The following is a 17773-nucleotide window of genomic DNA, read 5'->3' on the forward strand; positions in this document are numbered from 1 at the left end:
GATCAACATCACCCTAACGGGCGCCCGGGGCGTGGGTCCCGCCGCTCCCACGCGGCCCCGCGCCCGACGGCTCGCCGGCCAGGTGGTTCTCGATGCGGGCAATCCCGCGAGCGCGCAGCCGGAGTCTCCCGCAGCCACGACCCCTGCCTCGCGACCCCACACCCACCACCCCCCTTTCACCCCGACGTCGACAATCCTTAACGTGTCAGTCCCCCGCGCGGCGCCACCCGGGGCACACACTGATCCACATCCCGCACGCAACGGTGACGACGATCCGTCCGCCGTGCCGTCGACGGGGGCTCGTCACCCACTCCGCCCCTTCGCTCAAGGACGCAAGGCCCGTGCCCGAAATCGTCACTCTCCGCGGCCGCACCCTCCGGCTGGAGCCGCTCGCCGAACGTCACGTCGAGGCACTGGCGCGTGCCGCCGCCGAGGATCGTGGCAGCTATGCCTTCACGCCCGTGCCCTGTGGGGTGGAGGCGACCGAGCGGTATGTCGCCGACGCGCTGGCGGCTCGGGCGACGGGGCGCGCGCTGCCGTTCGCCACGGTGCGGGTCGCGGACGGGCGGGTCGTGGGGTCGACGCGCTTCTGCGAGCTGGACTACTGGCAGGGGCCGGTGCCCTGGCCGCCGGCCCCGCGCGGCCCGCTGGGTCCCGTGCGCACCGCCATCCCGGACGCGGCGGAGATCGGCGGCACCTGGCTCTCCTCGTGCGCCCAGGGCACCGGCATCAACACCGAGGCCAAGCTGTTGATGCTGCGGCACGCCTTCGAGACCTGGGGCGTCCGGCGAGTCTCGATGCGCGCCGACGCCCGCAACCTGCGCTCGCGCACCGCGATCGAACGCCTCGGCGCGACCCTCGACGGTGTGCACCGGGCACACTCCCGGGGCCTGGACGGCATGGTCCGCAGTACGGCCTTCTACTCGATCCTCGACGAGGAGTGGCCCCGGGTGCGGGAACAGCTCGAACAGAGGGTGGGTGCGGCGCGGCTGAAGGCGACCGGCACACGCTCGCTCGTCCCGGCGTGAGGGGAGTGTCGGGGAAAAGCGTTTGACGCCTGCCACCGCCCAGCGGTCGGATGGTCGCCCATGAGCTCAGCACAGATGTACTCCGACCTGCACCCCATCGACGACGCACTCGTACGGCGGTTGGTCGCCGGGCAGTTCCCCCAGTGGGCGGGGCTGCCGGTGGTGCGTTTTCCGTCCGGCGGGACGGTCAACGCCATGTACCGGCTGGGCGACGACATGGTCGTACGGCTGCCGCTGGTGCGGGGCGGAGCCTCGGACGTGACGATGGAGCGGGAGTGGCTGCCCCGCCTCGCGTCGGTGCTGCCCACGCCCGTCCCCGAGGTGCTCGGAGCCGGGGAGCCGACCGAGGGGTATCCGTGGGATTGGTCGGTGTACCGGTGGCTGGCGGGGGAGAACCCGGAGGCGGGGGCGCTGAGCGAACCGGTGCTGCTGGCCGAGGACTTGGCCGGGTTCGTGGCCGCGATGCGCGGCATCACGTTGCCGGGGGCGCCGCCCGCCCACCGCGGCGGCCCGGTCGCCTCGCTCGACGCGTCGACCCGCGCGGCGATCGAGCAACTGCGCGGGATCCCGCAGGAGGGCGTCGACTGCGATGCCGTGCTCGCCGTGTGGGAGGACGCGCTGCGCGCCCCGGCCTGGGACGGGCCGCCGGTGTGGCTGCACGCCGACCTGATGCCGGGCAATGTGCTGGTGAACGGCGGCAGGCTCACCTCGGTGATCGACTTCGGTTGCATGGGGATGGGCGACCCCGCCTGCGACCTCTTCCCCGCCTGGAACCTGCTCCCCGCCGACGCACGGAAGGTCTTCCGCGACGCGCTGGGCGTGGACGACGCCGCCTGGATCCGCGGCCGAGGACGGACGCTCTCACAGGCGCTGATCGCGCTGCCCGACTACCGGACGACCAACCCGGCGATGGCGAACAACGCCCGGCATGTGATCCGGGCGGTGCTCGAAGAGTGCTGAGCTACGGACTCCCTTAACTCCAAGGCGCGGAAGCCGTGTTGGCGGCCTTGGTGCTCCGGAATGCCAGCCGGTCCGCCGCCCGCCGCCCCCGGCTCTCCAGCGGTTCGTGATCGCCGCCCGCCTGATGCATCAAGTGGCCGTCCACGACCTGGACTTCGTCGAGACCCAGCCCACCGACGCGGAGAAGGTCGAGAGTGCCGTGGTGGCCACGATCCTCGTCGAACCGGTGCTGCGGGCGCTCCACCGGCTGGCCCAGGAGGAGGAGTCGGCCCGGCGGTACGGGTTGTAGAGCCGCCGCGTGCGTACACCCCTGTCGGAGCTGCGGGACCCGATGCTTTCCCCGGCCGCTGTCGACGGGCTGCGCATGCTCGCCGAACGAGGCGTTTGACCGCCTCGGGCCGGGGTGGGGCGTCCGGTCTGCCCCACCCCGTTTCCGTCAGCGCAGCACCGACGAGAAGTTGTCGAGCTGGATCCAGGTGACCGGGTCCGTGGTCTGCGGGCCGTACACCATGACGCGGCCCGACGTGTCCGCCTCCACCCGGGTGGCGTTGACGCCGAGGTGGTTGTTGCGCGGGCAGACACCGCGGGTCGTCTTCGGCGGACGTATGGCCGCCGGGAGGGTGCCCAGCTGCGAGTCACCGGTGAAGTTGCAGGTGAGCACGCCGCGCAGCTGGAGGAACTCGGTGCCCGCGATGCTCACCACCCGGGCCTGCGCGGGTGTGTCCGCGTCCGCGGAGACGCCCGAGGTCAGCGCGATGGCCGTCCAGTCCACGACGACCTGCACCCCGGTCGGGGCAGCGGCGGCGGGCGAGGCGGTGAGCAGCGGCACACCGACGGCCGCGGTGGGTACCGCGAGGGCCGTGGCGAGCAGGGAGCGGCGGCTGGTGGTGCGCGAGGGCATGGTCGATCCTCCGGATCGCGAGAGAGGGTGGGGGTGTCCGAGCTTCGGCGCGGTCATCGCCAGGCGGTCGAGACGCAGTCGAGGTCGATCCAGGAGATGGAGTTGTCCGCGGTGGCGCCGAACGCCCACAGCTCACCGAGCTTGTTCGCCTCGACCCGGCAGACTCCCACCCCGTAGTACATGTTGCGCGGTGTGTTCTGCCGTACGGGCCGCGTGGGCCAGAGCCGCTGCGGCAGCGTCGCGATCAGGGCGTCCCCGGTGAGGCTGCAGGTGAGCGTGCCGCGCAGCTGGAGGTACGTGGTGTCGGCGAGGGCGACCAGGCGGCCGCGCGGAGCCTCGGCGCCCGCCTTGACGCCGGTGGCGAGGGTGAGGTTCTCCCAGTCGGACAGCACCTTCACCCCGTCGACCGCCGGCTGCGTCGGGTACCAGCCGATGGTGACGTTGCGGCGCCCGGTGGTGCCGGGGACGGTGTCGCTGAAGCCGAACAGCAGCCGGGTCTCACCGGTCTTCGGGTCCACCTCGACGGCCAGCCCCTCGGGCTCGCGCCGCTCCAGACCGTCGGCGCCGGTGACCACCTGCGAGTCGAGCTTCGTCTTCGAGTCCAGGGAGTACGACGTGATGTACGCGGTCCCCGGGTAGGTCGTGACCGGGTCCTTCTTCCACTGGTAGACGTACAGGACGCCGTTGAGGGCGGTGTACCCCTGGAAGGTGAGTCCGGTTTCCGCGCCCGCCGGCAGCTCGAAGGTGCTGCCGATCTCCACCCACTCGCCCTGCGCCGCCTTGGCCAGGTCGTAGCGGGTGAAGCACCGCACACTGCCCTTGAAGTAGACGATCGTCAGGGTGTTGTTGGCGAGGTCCACCGACGGGCCGGTGCTCCGTCCGCCCGGCGGGCAGAACTTCTGCGCGGCGGGCACGTCGGCCTGGTCGAGGGTGGCCCCGTCGACGAAGCGGAAGCGGGTCACAGCCGTACCGAAGGCGTTGCTCACACCGTCATTGGGGGAAACCGGACCGACCTCGGTCCACAGGTAGGTGTCGGTCCCGACCGGCTCGGCCCCCATCGAGATCCCGTGCCCGAAGCCCGTGAGGTACATGCTGCCCGTCAGCCGCCCGGTGTTCCGGTCGATGCGGTTGAGGTACATGTTCCCGAGCGGCGTCTTGGCGGCGCTCTCCATCTGGAGCACGAAGACGTGTCCGTTGACCGGGTCGGAAGCGATCGCCTGCGGAGCGGGATTCTTCGTCAACGGCACGGTCTGGATGAGCTTGCCGGTCACTCCGGACAGGTTGATCCCGTTTATGTCGGTAATGGCCATGGATTCCCCTTCTGTGGGGCGCGATCCGGCCCCACCGACCGAGATCGTACGCATGTGCCACACCGTGCGATGACCAGGGCGGCCGTGCTGTCGTGGGGCATACGACAGCACGGCCGCCCTGGTGGGGACCGGTCCGGCCGGTCACCCTGTCAGCTGCTCGCGGGCGTCAGCGGGGCCCGCCCTTGCCTCCCTTGCCCTTGCCGCCCTTGTCGGGCTCGCCGCGCTTGTTGGTGAGCTTGACGGTGACACCCCTGGACGCGTTGGCGGCGGTCACCTCGTGGGGGCCGCTGACCCGGTTCTCCGGCAGGACGTACCCCTCGGGCACGGCCGTCTCCTGGACGTAGTACGAGCCGAGGGGCAGGTCGGAGAAGACGCACCGGCCCGCGTTCCCGGTCGCGCAGCCGGGGCCCACCGGGGTGTCGGGCGTGGTGCCCGACGTCTGGAGCCCGGGGGTTCCGTTGGTCTCGTGCCACAGCCGGAACACCGCGCCCGCCAGCGGACCGCCGGTCTCGGCGTCCGTCTTGTCGACGGTGAGCGATCCCTTCGGCTCGACGTGCCGGTGGTCGGTCACGGTCACCGAGACGCCCCGGGAGGCGTTGGCCTCGGTGAGGACGAGGGGTCCGAAGTGCGCGGGGGAGGGCAGGTCGTAGCCTTCCGGTGCCCTGGTCTCCACCCAGTAGTACGTGCCTGGCACAACCTTCCGGGTGCAGGCACCGGAGCCGTCGGTCGTGCAGGGGGTTCCCCGGCGGGTGTCCGGGGTGGTGCCCGTGGTCTGCAGTCCGGTGGTCCCGTTGGTCTCCTCCCACAGCTCGAACACCGCCCCGGCGAGCGGCCTGCCGGTGGCCTGGTCCGTCTTGACGACCTTCACCTCGCCCTCGGTGGGCGGCGCGCTGCCGCAGTCGGGCAGGTTCCCGTCGAAGGCGTAGTTGTGGAACTCCTGGCCACCGCCGCCCGACGGCGGGCTGGTGTGGGTGAGCGAACCGGTCGTGAAGAAGCGCCCGTTGATGCCGGGCAGCTCCACCGTCGCCCGGGAGGCCTGGTTGCCGATCAGCACGCTGCCCTGGAACTGGCCGGTGCCCTTGAAACCGACGGAGGTCGCGTCGGGGAAGTTCCACAGCAGCCGGCTGCGCAGCTGGTTGAACGGGCTGGAGTCGTCGATCGTGCCGCTGTAGGTGGTGATGGTCCGGCTGGTCCCGAGCACGTTGACCAGCACGGTCGCCCCGGCGGGGATGCGGGCGAACCGGATGCCCTCCTGGCCGCCGCTCGCGCTCTGCATGTCGAAGTCGACGTTGAACACCTGGAGCATGGAGGTGCCGTCACCGGTGAACAGGGTCTCCCCGCCCGCGTGCACGGCCGTCCCGGTGGGCGTACGGGTGCCGCCGCCGGGGTGCGCGTAGCACTTGCTGGCGTCGGTGAGCTGTCCCCGCAGCGCGGTGTACGGCTTGGCCGCGTCCGGGTCGTGGACGGTGCGCTGGGACAGGATGGTCCCGGTGGCGGAGCCCGCGTGGCGTACGACGCCCTGCTCGGCCAGCAGCCGCTGACCGGTCGCGACGGTGACGTTGCCGCCGGTGGTCAGCCAGTCCGCACCGACCGGCGGCGCGACCCGGGAGCCGACCCCGGCCTCGCCGACGTTGTAGATGCCGCTGACGCCCGAGGCCTTGTTCTGGTCGAAATTGCCGAGCACGACGACGCGGCCCTCGGCTTCGGCGGCCTTCTCCCGTACGTGGAAGTCACCGCCGACGTATACGTTGATGCCGTTGTCGCGGAACCGGATGGGCCCGTTGTGGATGGGCGGGTAGCCGTCGGGGGGACAGTGGCCCGGCACGCACGGGCCGAGACCACCGGGCAGCGGCGCGGCAGCCAGCGCGGCTTGGGAGGGCGCCTGCCCGCCGGGCAGGGCCGTCGCCGTCGCGGGGAGAGCGGCCACGGACAGGACGGTCGCGGTCAGCAGGGGTCTGAGGGATCTCGCGCCGGGTCGGGCCAGGGAGAGACGGAACACCGGAACAACCAGCTCCTCGAAAGTGTGATGACCCCCCCTCAGAGCCAGGCTCACACACCCCCGGTCGCCGCCGGACGACCCGGCGGGTGTCGCGGGCGAAGACCACCGCAAAGGACCATCGCCGCCACCGACCGCCAGGTCGGCGGGTCTGCCGCACGTCGTCACCTCCACGGCGCTTGCTTGTCGCCCACGCCGGTGTCCCGGCAAGCCGCGGTCGACGGGGCGGAGCGGTCAGCCGACGCCGTACATACCTATACGATCTTGGGTGTACTAGTGCTATGAAGGCCGGGGCACTGACCAAGTCGCCGGGGAACAGGGGTACTTCTCATATGGCTGGAATCACGATCGCGCGTTCGGTGACCACGCTCGCGGCCACCGCCGCGCTGCTGGCCGGGAGCGCCGTGGGCGCGTCCGCCGCGCAGGGCCAGGCCGAGCCGGACGTCTCGGGGGTGCGTGCCGCGCTGCAGCGCGTGGTGGACGCGGGGGCGCCGGGCGCGTTCGCGGTGATCCGCGACCACGGCAAGGACGAGCGCGGCCGGACGGTGGCGCTGGGCAAGGCCAACCTCGACGGCACGCCCATGAACGCGGGCCTGCGCTTCCGCGTGGGCAGCAACTCCAAGATGTTCACCTCGGTCCTGGTGATGCGCCTGGCCGAGCAGGGCCGCATCGACCTGGACAAGCCGCTGCGCGACTACCTGCCCGCCGGGACGCTTCCCGAGAGCTGGGCGATCACCGCGCGCCAGGTCATGGAGCACCGCGCCGGTGTGTACGACCACACCAACGACCTCCTGGAGCAGAGCGGGGAGGAGACCACCGCCGCCTTCGAGAAGCGCATCCGTAACAACGTCTACGAGCCCAAGGACCTCGTGGCGATGTCGGTGAAGCACGGTCTCCAGTACACCCCGGGGACGGCGTACGCGTATTCGAACACCGACTTCGTGCTGCTGGGTCTCGCCGCCGAGCACCTCACCGGGCGCCCGTATGCCGAGCTGCTGCGCCAGCAGATCTTCGAGCCGCTGAAGCTGCGTCAGACGACCTTCACCGTGCCCCAGAAGACCATCGCGGGCCCGCACGTCACCGGCTATCTGACCAACGACGACCGCACCAAGCCGCTGCTCGACTCGACCGAGCAGACCGCCTCCTGGGTCTGGAGCGCGGGCGGCGTGGTCTCCTCCGCCCGCGACCTCGACCGCTTCATGACCGCCCTGCTCGCCGGAGGCTCCGGCGGGCTGGTCTCCGACGAGTCGCTGCGACAGATGACGAGCGTGCTCCCCACCGGCACGGCGAAGATCAGCTACGGCCTGGGGGTCCGGGAGATCGCGCTCTCCTGCGGCAAGGTGCTCGGCCACGGCGGAATCGTCCAGGGCTACAACACGCAGACGTTCTCCACCCCGGACGGCAAGCGCACGGTCGTCCTCTTCGCGAACGCCTCCAACAACGGCGCGATCACCAGCGGTCTGACCAACACCCTGGAGCCCGCGTTCTGCGGCAAGGCGCCCGCCGCGCCCACCCCGCGCAGCTCGATCACCGGAAACGGGAACGGCAACGCGGACAGGGACGGCGGTCGCTGGATCCCCACCGTGGAGGACACCCGCATCTGACGTGACTCGCACGGGAAAGGGCGCCCGCTGAAAGCGGCGGGCGCCCGCGCCCACCACCGTACGAAGTTCTCGTCACGACGTACCGGGACGCGTGCTCAGGCCGCCGGGAGCTGGTCGTACGTCTTGAAGGTGTAGTACGCCGTGTACGTGATCCCGCTCTCGCCCGTCTTGGCGGGCAGACCGAAGCGGTGGTTCACCAACCGGGTGAGCGGGCCGCAGCCGGTGGCGGCCGGGACGGTCAGGGTCCGGTCGTACGCGCTGAAGCGGACCAGCGGAGGGTTCTTCGACAGCCAGGTGCTGGGGCCGTCCTTGCGGAGGTGGAGCGCGACCGGGTGGGCGTCCGTGCCGACGGTGCACCGCTCGCCGAGCAGCGGTGAGACGAGCCGGAACTTCATGTCCAGGGCGCCCTTGTCGGTGCCGGTACCCAGGAAGTCCGCGTAACCGCCGTACTCGGGCTGGATGGCCAGGCCGAGGAGTGGGTTGCGGCCGGTCCGGCCCAGCAGGCCGCCGGGCACCGGGGTCGCGTCGGCCCGCAGTGTCCCGAAGACCTGCCCGGACGTGCCGTCCGGTAGCGGCCCCTCGGCGTGCGTCAAGGTGATCGGCTTCATGTCCGGGACGGTGATCCCGCCGAGCTTGAAGTGCGAGTAGCCGACGGTCACTTCGCAGCGCCACTTGTCGCGGTCGACGCCGGCGGGGAGGTCGGTGGGGCAGTCGCGGTAGTCGACGTGCGCGAACACGTCCGAGGCGGGGTCGGTGGGATCGGCCGCGCCCTGGGCGAGGGCCGGGGCCTGCGCGGCCGTGGCGAGGAGGGCGACGGCGGCGGCGATCGTCCCGACTCCCGCTGCCGCACGGCCCGTTCGACTGCTACGGGCCGCCGGCTTCGTCTTGTTCGTCTTCATACCGCCGATCCTCGGGGCCGACCGACCCCCGTTCATCGGGGACGACCCTGACTCGGCCCGAGGGCACCCCTGAGGAGTCGTCAGGGGTTTCTCCCGGGTGGAGCCAGGGGCACGTATCCACGTAACTCGGTTGACCGCCCGCGTACTTCAGACGCGGACGCCACTCCCGAACACCCCGTCGGCGGTGAACGCCAGCTCGGCGAAGCGTTCGCCGATGTGGCGGTGGGTGGCCGCGTCCGGGTGGAGTTCGTCGGGCAGGGGGAGCCGGGCGGCGTCGGCCTCGCCGTAGAGGGCGCGGCCGTCGAGGTGGTGCAGGTGCGGGTCCTCGGCCGCACGCTGCGCCACGATCCGAGCCAGCTCGTCCCGGATCACGCCCAGGGTCAGCTTCCCGCTCGCGCGTTCCGCCGGGTCGCCCATGGCCTTGAACCGCAGCTGTCCGGCGCCGAGGGTCGTGACGTCCAGGGCGCTGGGGCCGGGTGTGTCCTCGTGGATGGGGCACAGGATGGGCGAGACGACCAGCAGGGGTGTGTCCGGGTGGCCTTCACGGATGGTGTCCAGGAAGCCGTGCACGGCCGGGCCGAAGGCGCGCAGCCGCATCAGGTCGGTGTTGACCACATTGAGGCCGATCTTGACGCTGATCAAGTCGGCCGGGGTGTCCCGCAGCGCGCGTGCGGTGAACGGGTCGAGCAGGGCGCTGCCGCCCAGCCCCAGGTTGATCAGCTCGACACCGCCGAGGGACGCGGCGAGCGCGGGCCAGGTGGTCGAGGGGCTGGCGGCGTCGGAGCCGTGGCTGATCGAACTGCCGTGATGCAGCCACACCTTGCGGCCCCGGTCCGGGGCGGGGGCTATGGGGGCGTCGGTGCGTACGGCGATGAGCTCGGTGGTCTCGTTGTGCGGCAGCCAGATCTCGACGTCCTTGGGGGCGTCGGGCAGGCCCGTGAAGCGGAGGGTGCCGTGCTGCCCGGGCCGGTGCTCGACGGAGCCGGACGTCATGTCGATGGTCAGGGTGTTGCCGCCCGCCGCACTGGCCTGCCCGGCGAGCACGCCGTCGACGACCAGGTCGTACACGCCGTCCGGGCGGGGCGGGGCGCCCACGTAGACCCGCTTGGTGGGCAGGGTGTCCAGCTCGATCGCGGTGGCGCGGGTGCGCAAGGCCAGACGTACGCCGGAGGGCTGGGACTCGGCCATCGCCAACTGCCCGTCCGTGTTCTGGGCCCGGGCTCGGGCGGGGAGCCGGTGCGGCAGCACGCCGTGCTTGGTGCGCTCCACGTCGAGGGCGCCGCGCAGGAGGTCGGCGGTGACGGGTGTGGTGATCCAGTTTTCCTGGGTGTGCATGGCCCCTACGTGGTCTTCGGAGTTGCTGGGGTGGTCGGTGCGCCGCGCAGGCGTGCGGGGCGGGGTCACTGTGCGGGCCAGTTCCGCAGCAGGGCGTCCAGGGCGTCCAGGATCCGCGTCCAGGTCTGCTGGGTGTCGGGGGCGCTGTGGCTGAAGCCGCCGCCGAGTTCCAGGGTGATGTAGCCGTGGAAGACGCTGCCGAGCAGTCGGACCGCGTGCGTCTGGTCGGGTTCGCTCAGGTCGTAGCCGCGCAGGATGGCCCGGGTCATCTGGGCGTGTCTGCCGCCCGCGCTGGCGGCCGCCGCCTCCGGGGTGAGCCTCAGCTGGGCGGCGGCGTAGCGGCCGGGGTGTTCGCGCGCGTAGTCCCGGTAGACGTTCGCCAGCGCGGCCAGGGCGTCCTTGCCCGCGCGCCCGGCCAGGGCGGCGGCGCCCCGGTCGGCGAGCTCCTCCAGGGCGAGGAGCGCGATCCGCGTCTTGAGGTCCTGGGAGTTCTTGACGTGCGAGTACAGGCTCGCGACCTTGACGTCGAAGTGCCGGGCCAGCGCCGAGACGGTCACTTGCTCGAAGCCGACCTCGTCGGCCAGTTCCGCCCCGGCCCGGGTCAGGCGTTCCGTGCTCAGCCCTACGCGTCCCATCGTCTCCCTCTCGCTCGCCTGAACCGATTATGCGTTTGCCTAACACCTTTAGGCAAACTAGCCTCACCCTTATGAAGCAGCTGACTGAAAAAGAGATCCGTGCCGCGTTCGTGAACTGCACCAAGGGCGAGGCCAAGCGCCTGTCCGTGCCGCGTGACCTGGCCGAGCATCCCTGGGACGACCTGGACTACTTCGGCTGGCGAGATCCCCAAGCCCCCGGCCGGGCCTATCTGGTCGCGGAGCTGGAGGGCACCGTCAGGGCCCTGGTCCTGCGGAGCCCCGGCCACACCTCCGGGCAGGCCCGCCGCAGCATGTGCTCGATATGCCTGACGACCCACGACGGCGGCGTGTCCCTGATGGTCGCGCCGAAGGCGGGCAAGGCGGGACAGCAGGGCAACTCGGTGGGTGTCTACCTCTGCAGCGACCTCGCGTGTTCGCTGTACGTACGCGGCAAGAAGGACGTGGGCGCCGGTGCGCGGCTCCACGAGACGATCACTCTGGAGGAGAAGATCGAGCGGACCGTGGCGAACCTCGCCGCGTTCGCCGCGAAGGTGACGACGGTCTGACCGGCGGGCGTCCCCGTCAGGCCGCAGGCTGGGGCCGGAAGGTGCGGCGGTACGACTGGGGGCCGACGCCGATGGCGCTGTGCAGGTGCTGGCGCAGGGAGGCCCCGGTGCCGAACCCGGCCCGGTGTGCGACGACGTCGACGGGCCAGTCGGTGGTCTCCAGGAAGTGGCGGGCGAGGTCGACGCGCTGCCGGGCGAGCCACTGGCCCGGCGTGCTGCCGGCCTCGTCCCGGAAGCGGCGGCTGAAAGTGCGCACGCTCATCCCGGCGTGGGCGGCGAGCCCGGCCAGGGTGAGCGGCTCGGCCAGGTGCTCGGCGGCCCAGGCCCGGGTGGCCGCGGTGCTGCCGGTGGCGGGGTCGGGCACCGGGCGCTTGATGTACTGGGCCTGGCCCCCTTCCCGCCAGGGCGGCACCACGCAGAGCCGTGCGACCTCGTTCGCGACGCGGCTGCCGTGGTCGCGGCGCACGATGTGCAGACACAGGTCGATGCCCGCGGCGACCCCGGCGGAGGTCAGCACGTCGCCGTCGTCGACGTACAGCACGTCGGGGTCGATGCGGGTGCGGGTGAACATCCGCTGCAACCGGTCGGCTTCCCGCCAGTGGGTGGTGGCCCGGCGGCCGTCGAGCAGCCCCGCGGCGGCCAGTACGTACGTGCCGGTGCAGATCGCGACGACCCGCGTGCCCGGACGTAGGGCCGCCAGGGCGTCCCGCAGCGGGCCGGGCAGACGGCCCTCCTCCCGTATCGCTCCCAGCCGGTGGGAGGGCGGGATGACGACGGTGTCGACGGCGGCCAGCAGGGAGGCGTCGTGGGTGACGGCGAGGTCGTAGTCGGCCTCGGCCCGTACCGGGCCGCCGTCCAGGCTGCACGTGGTGACCGAGTAGAGGGGATTTCCCCCATGGTCGCGGGCGGCGTGGAAGATGCGGGCGGGGATGCCCAGTTCGAAGGGGACGACGCCGTCCAGGGCCAGAACGCCAACCGAGTGCATGGCCGGATCCTTTCAGGACGTGACCATCACGCCACCACCAGGGCCCCGGTCGGCCGGACAGGCTTGGGGTCACGTGCCGGACATCAGCGGCACGCGACCCCGAAGCACCGCCCGCAACCGGATGAGGAACGCCCTTCATGAGCCAGCCCACCACCCCCACGTCGACCATGCGCGCCGTTTCCCAGGACCGGGCCGGAGCCCCCGACGTCCTCAAGGTCATCGAGACGGCCCGGCCGGAGCCGGGCCGGGGCGAGATCCTGGTCCGGGTGCAAGCGGCGGGCGTGAACCCCGCCGACTGGAAGACCCGCGAGCGCGGCGGGTTCGCCGACGGCTCGACACCTCCCTTCATCCTCGGCTTCGACGTGGCCGGAGTCGTGGAAGGCGTCGGCGCGGGCGTGACGCTCTTCCATGTCGGCGACGAGGTCTTCGGGATGCCGCGTTTCCCGCACCCGGCGGGCGCGTACGCCGAGTACGTCACCGCACCCGCCCGCCACTTCGCCCCGCGCCCGCGCGGCCTCGACCCCGTACAGGCGGGCGCCCTGCCGCTGGCCGCGCTCACCGCCTGGCAGGCCCTGGTGGACACCGCGCGCGTCCGGGCCGGGCAGCGCGTCCTGATCCACGCCGCGGCCGGTGGCGTCGGCCATCTGGCCGTCCAGATCGCCAAGGCGCGCGGCGCGTACGTCATCGCCACCGCCAGCGCCGCCAAGCACGACCTGCTGCGCTCGCTCGGCGCCGACGAGGTCGTCGACTACCGCACCCAGGACGTCGCCGAGACCGTCCACGACGTCGACGTGGTCCTCGACGGCATCGGCGGCGCCAACTGGTCGCGCTCCCTGCGCACCTTGCGCCCCGGCGGCCTCCTCGTCTCCATCCTGCCCTTCGACCACACCTTCCCCGCCGAGTGGGCCGAAGCGGCAGGAGTGCGCGCGGTGTTCATGCTCGTCGAGCCCGACCACCACGGGCTGCGCGAGATCGGCGCGCTGGTCGAGGACGGCCGGCTGCGGGTGGTCGTCGATTCCGTGTTCCCCCTCGAACGGGCCGCCGAGGCGCACCGGTTGGGCGAGACCGGCCGTACCACCGGAAAGATCGTCCTGACCGTCACCCCGGCGCCGGACGCCGGCGAGGTCCCCCCTTCGGGCGACGCCCCCGACGCCCCCGACGCCCCGGACAACGCGTAAACAGTGCGGGCGGGCCGGGAGCCCCGTCGGCTTCCGGCCGCGCCGGAGGGGGCTGACGGCGTCCGGGGCACGCGTGTTGCGCCGGTGTGTGCCCCCGCGCGGTCTCCGGAATGACGCGATGCGTACGGCAACCGACCGGGTCGAGGGATGAAAGGAGCGTGAATGTCACCCGCCCCGACGGCATTTGTCGCCGGATTTCCGGAACGTTGAACGGGTGGGAAGTGGCCACAGTGTGGGAAATCAGTCGGTGCGCGAAGGACGTGGTGGCCGCCGTCGGGCGGGGCCGATTAGGATCACCGACGCGGACCGTGCACCGACGTACGGCCCGCGTGTTGCCCGAGGGCAACGGGAGAACCGCGGGGGAAATGTGGGGGAGTGGGAATGGTGACGCCGGAGCGTTTACGCGTCAATTCTTTATCGCCTTCGCCCATCGGCGAGATCCGGCAGCTGCACACCCTGGGCCCGACCGGCACCAATCTGGAGGCCGCGGCCCATGAGTGGTTCCGGCGGCGAGGACTTGAGGGCGAAGGGCGGGTGACCCTGCACGCGACCCTCGAATACGCGATGGAGAGCGTGCCCAGAAACGGCGAGCACGCCCTCGTCGCCTGTGCCGTCTATCCGGAGCTGCACACGCTCGTCTTCGGAAACCTGCGGGTTTGCCGCATGGTGGACTCCTTCGTGTGGCCCACCCACGAAATGGTGCTCGCCGTCGCGCCGGGCGGCGGCGCCGAGCCGCGCACCGTGGCCACCCACCCCGCGCCCGCCGGACTCGTACCACCGTCGAGTGAACGGCAGGTGGTGACCAGCAACGCGCAGGCGGCCATCGACTGCGCCGACGGCAAGGCCGAGGGGTGCGTCACCACCGTCGTCGCGGCGAAGGCCCACGGCCTGCGGGTGCTGCACAGCTTCGGCGAGGTGCCGATGGTCTACACCGTGCACCACGTGCGGGAGGCCGCTCCGTGACCGCGACGCCCCACACGCACCGCCTCCACGACGAGATCCTCGGCGAGGCGGAACGGCTCGGCGAAGGTCTCCTGCCGCGCATCGACGCCTTCCGCACCCGCCAGCTCGACGACGGTACGGTCCCGGAGCCCGGGGAGGAGGACCGGCGCGGCCTCCTGGCCATCAAGGACGAGGCCGTCGGCTGGTTCGCCGGGCACGGCAGGGCGAACCAGGCCGACGCGCTGGCCGCCGACATCGACGGCTGGCTGGCCGCCGGACTCGACACTCCCCCGCACTTCGCCCGCAGCCGCGACGCCCTGACCGCCCCGGCCGACGGCGACTGGGCGGCCTTCCTCGCCCCCGTGCAGACCACCAACAGCGTGCCGCCGGTGGGCAGGCGGCTGGAGTTCTTCCTGGTCCGCCGCAAGGAGCCCGACGCGCTTTCCGAGCTGGCCGTGCGCTATCCGCACCCCAAGAACAACTGCCAGGCCACCGTGCTGCTCGCGGGCAGCGAAGGCCTGACCCAAGGCAACTGCATCGTCTTCTTCCCGGAGAACGTCGCCGCCCACGACAAGGTGGCCGAACAGGCTTACGCGATCTTCTTCTTCAGTAAATTCCGCCGCATTCACGAGACATACGCGGTGCCGTCGGCGCGGGCCATCCTCACCCCGGATTCCGTTCCGCACGCCTCGACCGGAATGGACCCGGAGGTCTGTTACCAGGCCCGTTCCCTCTGGGGTTATCTGCACGACTACTTCCACCACCAGGGGCAGTGGCCGCTCGACCGGCACATCAAACTCAAGATGAACTGGTTCATCGGCCTGCTCGAAGAGCTCAAGGTCGACGCCAAGACCGTGCTCGCCTGCCACGACGACGCCGTTCCGTACGCCGACGAGCAGATCGCGATGATCCTTTTGGAGCGGATGTTCCGCTATCCGCTCGACGCCCGCGCGGTCCGCAACTTCGACGCGGGCACCGGGGTGTTCCTCTACTCGTGGCTGCGCGAACGCGGTGCCCTCGCCGACCACGGCGGGCGCCTGTCGCTGTCGTACGACCGCGTCCTCGACGGACTGCGCGAACTGGTGGACACGATCGAGGCGATGGAAGCTTCGGTCGGCACGCCCGAGGAGTACCGCGCGGCGGCCAGGGAACTGGTACGAACGCAGCTGCGCCAGGGCGCGGAGGGCGACCGCTACGCGTTCACGGACGACCAGCTGACGCTCGTGCGCGCACGGGACCGGCTGGCGGCCCTGCCACCCCTGCACTTCGCGCCCGCCGAGGTGTGAGCAAGCCATCGAGAGCTGAGGAGACGAGCGACATGGACACCCACGCCACGGGGGACGAGGGCCTGGCCTTGCAGCGGTCCGCCATGGAGGCGGCGGTACGGTTGTACTTCGAGGCGTGCAACAAGGTCGACCGCGACCTGTTCGCCCAGTGCCTCTCCGAGCACGTCGTGCACTACCTCGCCGGGGGTATGTCCGGCCCCATCGAGGGCATCGACCCGGTCGTGGAGCGCTGGGGCGCCGACGTCCGCGCCAACGACTCCCACTGGGCCGTGGACGCCGTCTACGCCGACGCGCACAGCCGCACCGCCGTCTGCGAGTGGACCGCCTTCAAGCCGCGCCTGGGCAAGGTGCTGCGCGGCGCCGAGGTCTACCGCTTCGACGCCTCGGGCCTGATCGACGAGGTCCGCATCTACTACGCGTCCCGCCGCGACGACACCGTCCCGGTCAACGAACTGGAGGGCTTCCCCTACGCGGAACGGGGCTTCGCCACGTGAGCGACGCGAACCACGCGCCCGTCCCGCCCCCGCTCGACGACCGGGACGGCACCATCTGGCTCGACGGACGCCTCGTGCCCTGGCGCGAGGCCCGGCTGCACGTCCTCAGCCACGGGCTGCACTACGGTGGCAGCGTCTTCGAGGGCGAACGCGTCTACGGCGGCCGGGTCTTCAAGCTCCACGAGCACAGCCTCCGCCTGGTCGCCTCGGCCCGCGAGATGGGCTTCGCACTGCCCTGGAACGCCGACGAGCTGGACGCCGCCACCCGCGAGGTGGTGGCCGTCGCTGGCCTGGCCGAGGGCTATGTCCGCCCGGTCGCCTGGCGCGGCAGCGACACCCTGCGCCTGGTCGCGCGGGACAGCTCGGTCCAGGTGGCGATCGCGGCGTGGCCCTGGCCGCAGGTCTTCGCCTCCGGGCCGCGCGGCATCCGGCTGCGCACCTCGCGCTGGCGGCGCCCCGCCCCCGACACCGCGCCGGTCCGCGCCAAGACCGCGGCCCTGTACGCCCTCGGCTCCCTCGCCGGACAGGAGGCGGAGGAGGCGGGTAGCGACGACGCGCTGCTCCTCGACCACCGTGGCCGCCTCGCCGAGGCCACCGGCGCCAACCTGTTCCTGGTGGTCGACGGCGCCCTGCACACCCCGCCGCCGGAGTGCGTACTGGACGGCATCACCCGCCGTACCGTCATCGCGCTCGCCCACGGGCTCGGCCTCACCGTCGTCGAGCGGCACCTGGATCCGGCCGAACTGTCCCGCGCCGACGAGGTGTTCCTGACCGGCACGGCGTACGAGGTCCAGCCGGTCACCGCCGTCGACGCCCTGGAGTACCCGATCGGCGAGGTGACGAGCGCGCTGGTGGAGGCGTACGCGCGAACCGTGCGCGAGCCCAGCCCGGACCCGACCAGCAAGGCCGCCCCGGCCGTGGCGAGCGAGAGCGGATGACCGGCACCGAATCCGAGCCCACCCGTCCGGCCCCGCCCACCGGGCGGCGCGAGGCCTGGGCGGCGGGCGCCAGGGCCGCGGTGCCGTTCACCGTGGCGATCTTCGCGTTCGGCATCTCCTTCGGCGTCCTCGCCAAGGGCGCGGGCTTCGGGGCGATCGGCGCGACCTCGATGTCCGGTCTGGTCTTCGTCGGCTCCTCGCAGTTCGCCGCCGTCTCCGTGATCGTCAACGGCGGCGGCTGGGCGGCCGCGGCCGTGGCGGGCACCCTGCTGAACCTGCGCTATCTGGTGATGGGCTTCGCCATCCTGCCCGCGCTGCGCGGCGGCCGGGCCCGCCGCGCCGTCGAGTCCCAGCTCGTCATCGAGGAGTCCTGGGCCATCGCCAGCGACGCGGACGGGCGCTTCGACCGGATCCGGCTGCTCTCCTCGGGCGTGGTGCTCTGGCTCGGCTGGGTCCTGGGCACCCTGCTGGGGGCGATCGGCCCGTTCAAGGCGGTCGACGTCCTCAACTACGGCCTGGACGCCGTCTCACCGGTCCTGTTCTTCCTGCTGCTGGCGCCCCACCTGGGCACCGCCCGCAAGCGGACGGCCGCCGCCACCGCGGCCGTGTGCGCCGCGGCCCTCACCGCGGCCGGGCTGCCCGACGCGGCCATCGCCGTGGCCTGTCTGATCGCCGTCGCCTGGACGGCGAAGTCCCGATGAGCCGGCCAGTGAAAG

General features: G+C 71.9%; 17 protein-coding genes and 1 pseudogene. 11 read left to right on the forward strand and 7 right to left on the reverse strand.

The window, feature by feature from the left end; translation table 11 throughout:
- The first annotated feature begins 341 nt into the window (after positions 1–341).
- From IE252_RS11960 to IE252_RS11970, 3 genes and pseudogenes are all read left to right on the forward strand, one after another.
- Positions 342–1028, forward strand: a complete 687-nt coding sequence (locus IE252_RS11960; RefSeq protein WP_229848241.1) for a GNAT family N-acetyltransferase — start codon at positions 342–344, stop codon at positions 1026–1028.
- Positions 1029–1088: 60 nt separating this feature from the next.
- Positions 1089–1988, forward strand: a complete 900-nt coding sequence (locus IE252_RS11965) for an aminoglycoside phosphotransferase family protein (protein ID WP_229848243.1) — start codon at positions 1089–1091, stop codon at positions 1986–1988.
- A 115-nt stretch (positions 1989–2103) separates the two neighbouring features.
- A pseudogene (locus tag IE252_RS11970) lies at positions 2104–2277 on the forward strand (MerR family transcriptional regulator); the annotation flags it as partial.
- A 147-nt stretch (positions 2278–2424) separates the two neighbouring features.
- Here IE252_RS11970 and IE252_RS11975 read toward each other — a convergent pair.
- The 3 genes from IE252_RS11975 to IE252_RS11985 form a co-directional block, all read right to left on the reverse strand.
- Positions 2425–2889, reverse strand: a complete 465-nt coding sequence (locus IE252_RS11975) for a hypothetical protein (RefSeq protein WP_229848246.1) — start codon at positions 2887–2889, stop codon at positions 2425–2427.
- 53 nt (positions 2890–2942) lie between these two features.
- Entirely contained in the window at positions 2943–4199 is a 1257-nt protein-coding gene (locus IE252_RS11980) for a phage baseplate protein (protein ID WP_190089333.1), read from the reverse strand.
- A 166-nt stretch (positions 4200–4365) separates the two neighbouring features.
- A complete protein-coding gene (locus IE252_RS11985) occupies positions 4366–6126 on the reverse strand; it encodes a choice-of-anchor A family protein (RefSeq protein ID WP_229848248.1) in 1761 nt (586 codons plus the stop codon).
- 401 nt (positions 6127–6527) lie between these two features.
- On the opposite strand from IE252_RS11985, the gene IE252_RS11990 reads away from it, so the two are divergent.
- Positions 6528–7799: a serine hydrolase domain-containing protein gene (locus tag IE252_RS11990; protein ID WP_190089334.1), complete on the forward strand. Its 1272-nt coding sequence runs from the start codon at positions 6528–6530 to the stop codon at positions 7797–7799.
- A 95-nt stretch (positions 7800–7894) separates the two neighbouring features.
- Here the strand turns inward: IE252_RS11990 and IE252_RS11995 are convergent, their stop codons facing one another.
- From IE252_RS11995 to IE252_RS12005, 3 genes are all read right to left on the reverse strand, one after another.
- A complete protein-coding gene (locus tag IE252_RS11995; protein WP_229848250.1) occupies positions 7895–8698 on the reverse strand; it encodes a hypothetical protein in 804 nt (267 codons plus the stop codon).
- 147 nt (positions 8699–8845) lie between these two features.
- On the reverse strand, positions 8846–10033 hold the full coding sequence (locus IE252_RS12000; protein ID WP_190089335.1) for a GDSL-type esterase/lipase family protein: 1188 nt from the start codon (positions 10031–10033) through the stop codon (positions 8846–8848).
- 65 nt (positions 10034–10098) lie between these two features.
- A complete protein-coding gene (locus tag IE252_RS12005) occupies positions 10099–10668 on the reverse strand; it encodes a TetR/AcrR family transcriptional regulator (protein WP_190089336.1) in 570 nt (189 codons plus the stop codon).
- 71 nt (positions 10669–10739) lie between these two features.
- On the opposite strand from IE252_RS12005, the gene IE252_RS12010 reads away from it, so the two are divergent.
- A complete protein-coding gene (locus IE252_RS12010; protein WP_190089337.1) occupies positions 10740–11234 on the forward strand; it encodes an FBP domain-containing protein in 495 nt (164 codons plus the stop codon).
- A gap of 16 nt (positions 11235–11250) precedes the next feature.
- Here the strand turns inward: IE252_RS12010 and IE252_RS12015 are convergent, their stop codons facing one another.
- Entirely contained in the window at positions 11251–12219 is a 969-nt protein-coding gene (locus IE252_RS12015; protein WP_190089338.1) for a GlxA family transcriptional regulator, read from the reverse strand.
- A gap of 137 nt (positions 12220–12356) precedes the next feature.
- Between IE252_RS12015 and IE252_RS12020 the strand changes: the two genes are divergently transcribed.
- The 6 genes from IE252_RS12020 (at position 12357) to IE252_RS12045 (ending at position 17758) form a co-directional block, all read left to right on the forward strand.
- Positions 12357–13397 (forward strand): NADP-dependent oxidoreductase, encoded by a 1041-nt coding sequence (locus IE252_RS12020; RefSeq protein WP_190089339.1) that lies wholly within the window; start codon positions 12357–12359, stop codon positions 13395–13397.
- A 381-nt stretch (positions 13398–13778) separates the two neighbouring features.
- Positions 13779–14360, forward strand: a complete 582-nt coding sequence (locus tag IE252_RS12025) for a type 2 periplasmic-binding domain-containing protein (RefSeq protein ID WP_190089340.1) — start codon at positions 13779–13781, stop codon at positions 14358–14360.
- Entirely contained in the window at positions 14357–15625 is a 1269-nt protein-coding gene (locus tag IE252_RS12030; protein WP_190089341.1) for a DUF6421 family protein, read from the forward strand. The genes IE252_RS12025 and IE252_RS12030 overlap by 4 nt, the downstream gene beginning before the upstream one ends.
- Positions 15626–15657: 32 nt before the next feature.
- Positions 15658–16119, forward strand: coding sequence for a nuclear transport factor 2 family protein (locus IE252_RS12035; protein WP_190089342.1), 462 nt, complete (start codon positions 15658–15660; stop codon positions 16117–16119).
- The gene (locus tag IE252_RS12040) at positions 16116–17057 is read left to right on the forward strand and encodes a branched-chain amino acid transaminase (protein ID WP_190089343.1); all 942 of its coding nucleotides are present in this window, start codon (positions 16116–16118) and stop codon (positions 17055–17057) included. Before IE252_RS12035 ends, IE252_RS12040 begins: the two co-directional genes overlap by 4 nt.
- Entirely contained in the window at positions 17054–17758 is a 705-nt protein-coding gene (locus IE252_RS12045) for an AzlC family ABC transporter permease (protein ID WP_190089344.1), read from the forward strand. The genes IE252_RS12040 and IE252_RS12045 overlap by 4 nt, the downstream gene beginning before the upstream one ends.
- Positions 17759–17773: the final 15 nt, after the last annotated feature.

It is taken from the genome of Streptomyces melanogenes, assembly GCF_014649795.1.
Taxonomy (GTDB): domain Bacteria; phylum Actinomycetota; class Actinomycetes; order Streptomycetales; family Streptomycetaceae; genus Streptomyces; species Streptomyces noboritoensis.

What these genes read in the sequence shown, in the direction of transcription:
- IE252_RS11965 (WP_229848243.1), top strand. Translation starts at nt 1,089, where the DNA reads ATGAGCTCAGCACAGATGTACTCCGACCTGCACCCCATCGACGACGCA.
- IE252_RS11975 (WP_229848246.1), bottom strand. Translation starts at nt 2,889, where the DNA reads ATGCCCTCGCGCACCACCAGCCGCCGCTCCCTGCTCGCCACGGCCCTC.
- IE252_RS11980 (WP_190089333.1), bottom strand. Translation starts at nt 4,199, where the DNA reads ATGGCCATTACCGACATAAACGGGATCAACCTGTCCGGAGTGACCGGC.
- IE252_RS11990 (WP_190089334.1), top strand. Translation starts at nt 6,528, where the DNA reads ATGGCTGGAATCACGATCGCGCGTTCGGTGACCACGCTCGCGGCCACC.
- IE252_RS11995 (WP_229848250.1), bottom strand. Translation starts at nt 8,698, where the DNA reads ATGAAGACGAACAAGACGAAGCCGGCGGCCCGTAGCAGTCGAACGGGC.
- IE252_RS12000 (WP_190089335.1), bottom strand. Translation starts at nt 10,033, where the DNA reads ATGCACACCCAGGAAAACTGGATCACCACACCCGTCACCGCCGACCTC.
- IE252_RS12005 (WP_190089336.1), bottom strand. Translation starts at nt 10,668, where the DNA reads ATGGGACGCGTAGGGCTGAGCACGGAACGCCTGACCCGGGCCGGGGCG.
- IE252_RS12010 (WP_190089337.1), top strand. Translation starts at nt 10,740, where the DNA reads ATGAAGCAGCTGACTGAAAAAGAGATCCGTGCCGCGTTCGTGAACTGC.
- IE252_RS12015 (WP_190089338.1), bottom strand. Translation starts at nt 12,219, where the DNA reads ATGCACTCGGTTGGCGTTCTGGCCCTGGACGGCGTCGTCCCCTTCGAA.
- IE252_RS12020 (WP_190089339.1), top strand. Translation starts at nt 12,357, where the DNA reads ATGAGCCAGCCCACCACCCCCACGTCGACCATGCGCGCCGTTTCCCAG.
- IE252_RS12025 (WP_190089340.1), top strand. Translation starts at nt 13,779, where the DNA reads ATGGTGACGCCGGAGCGTTTACGCGTCAATTCTTTATCGCCTTCGCCC.
- IE252_RS12035 (WP_190089342.1), top strand. Translation starts at nt 15,658, where the DNA reads ATGGACACCCACGCCACGGGGGACGAGGGCCTGGCCTTGCAGCGGTCC.
- IE252_RS12045 (WP_190089344.1), top strand. Translation starts at nt 17,054, where the DNA reads ATGACCGGCACCGAATCCGAGCCCACCCGTCCGGCCCCGCCCACCGGG.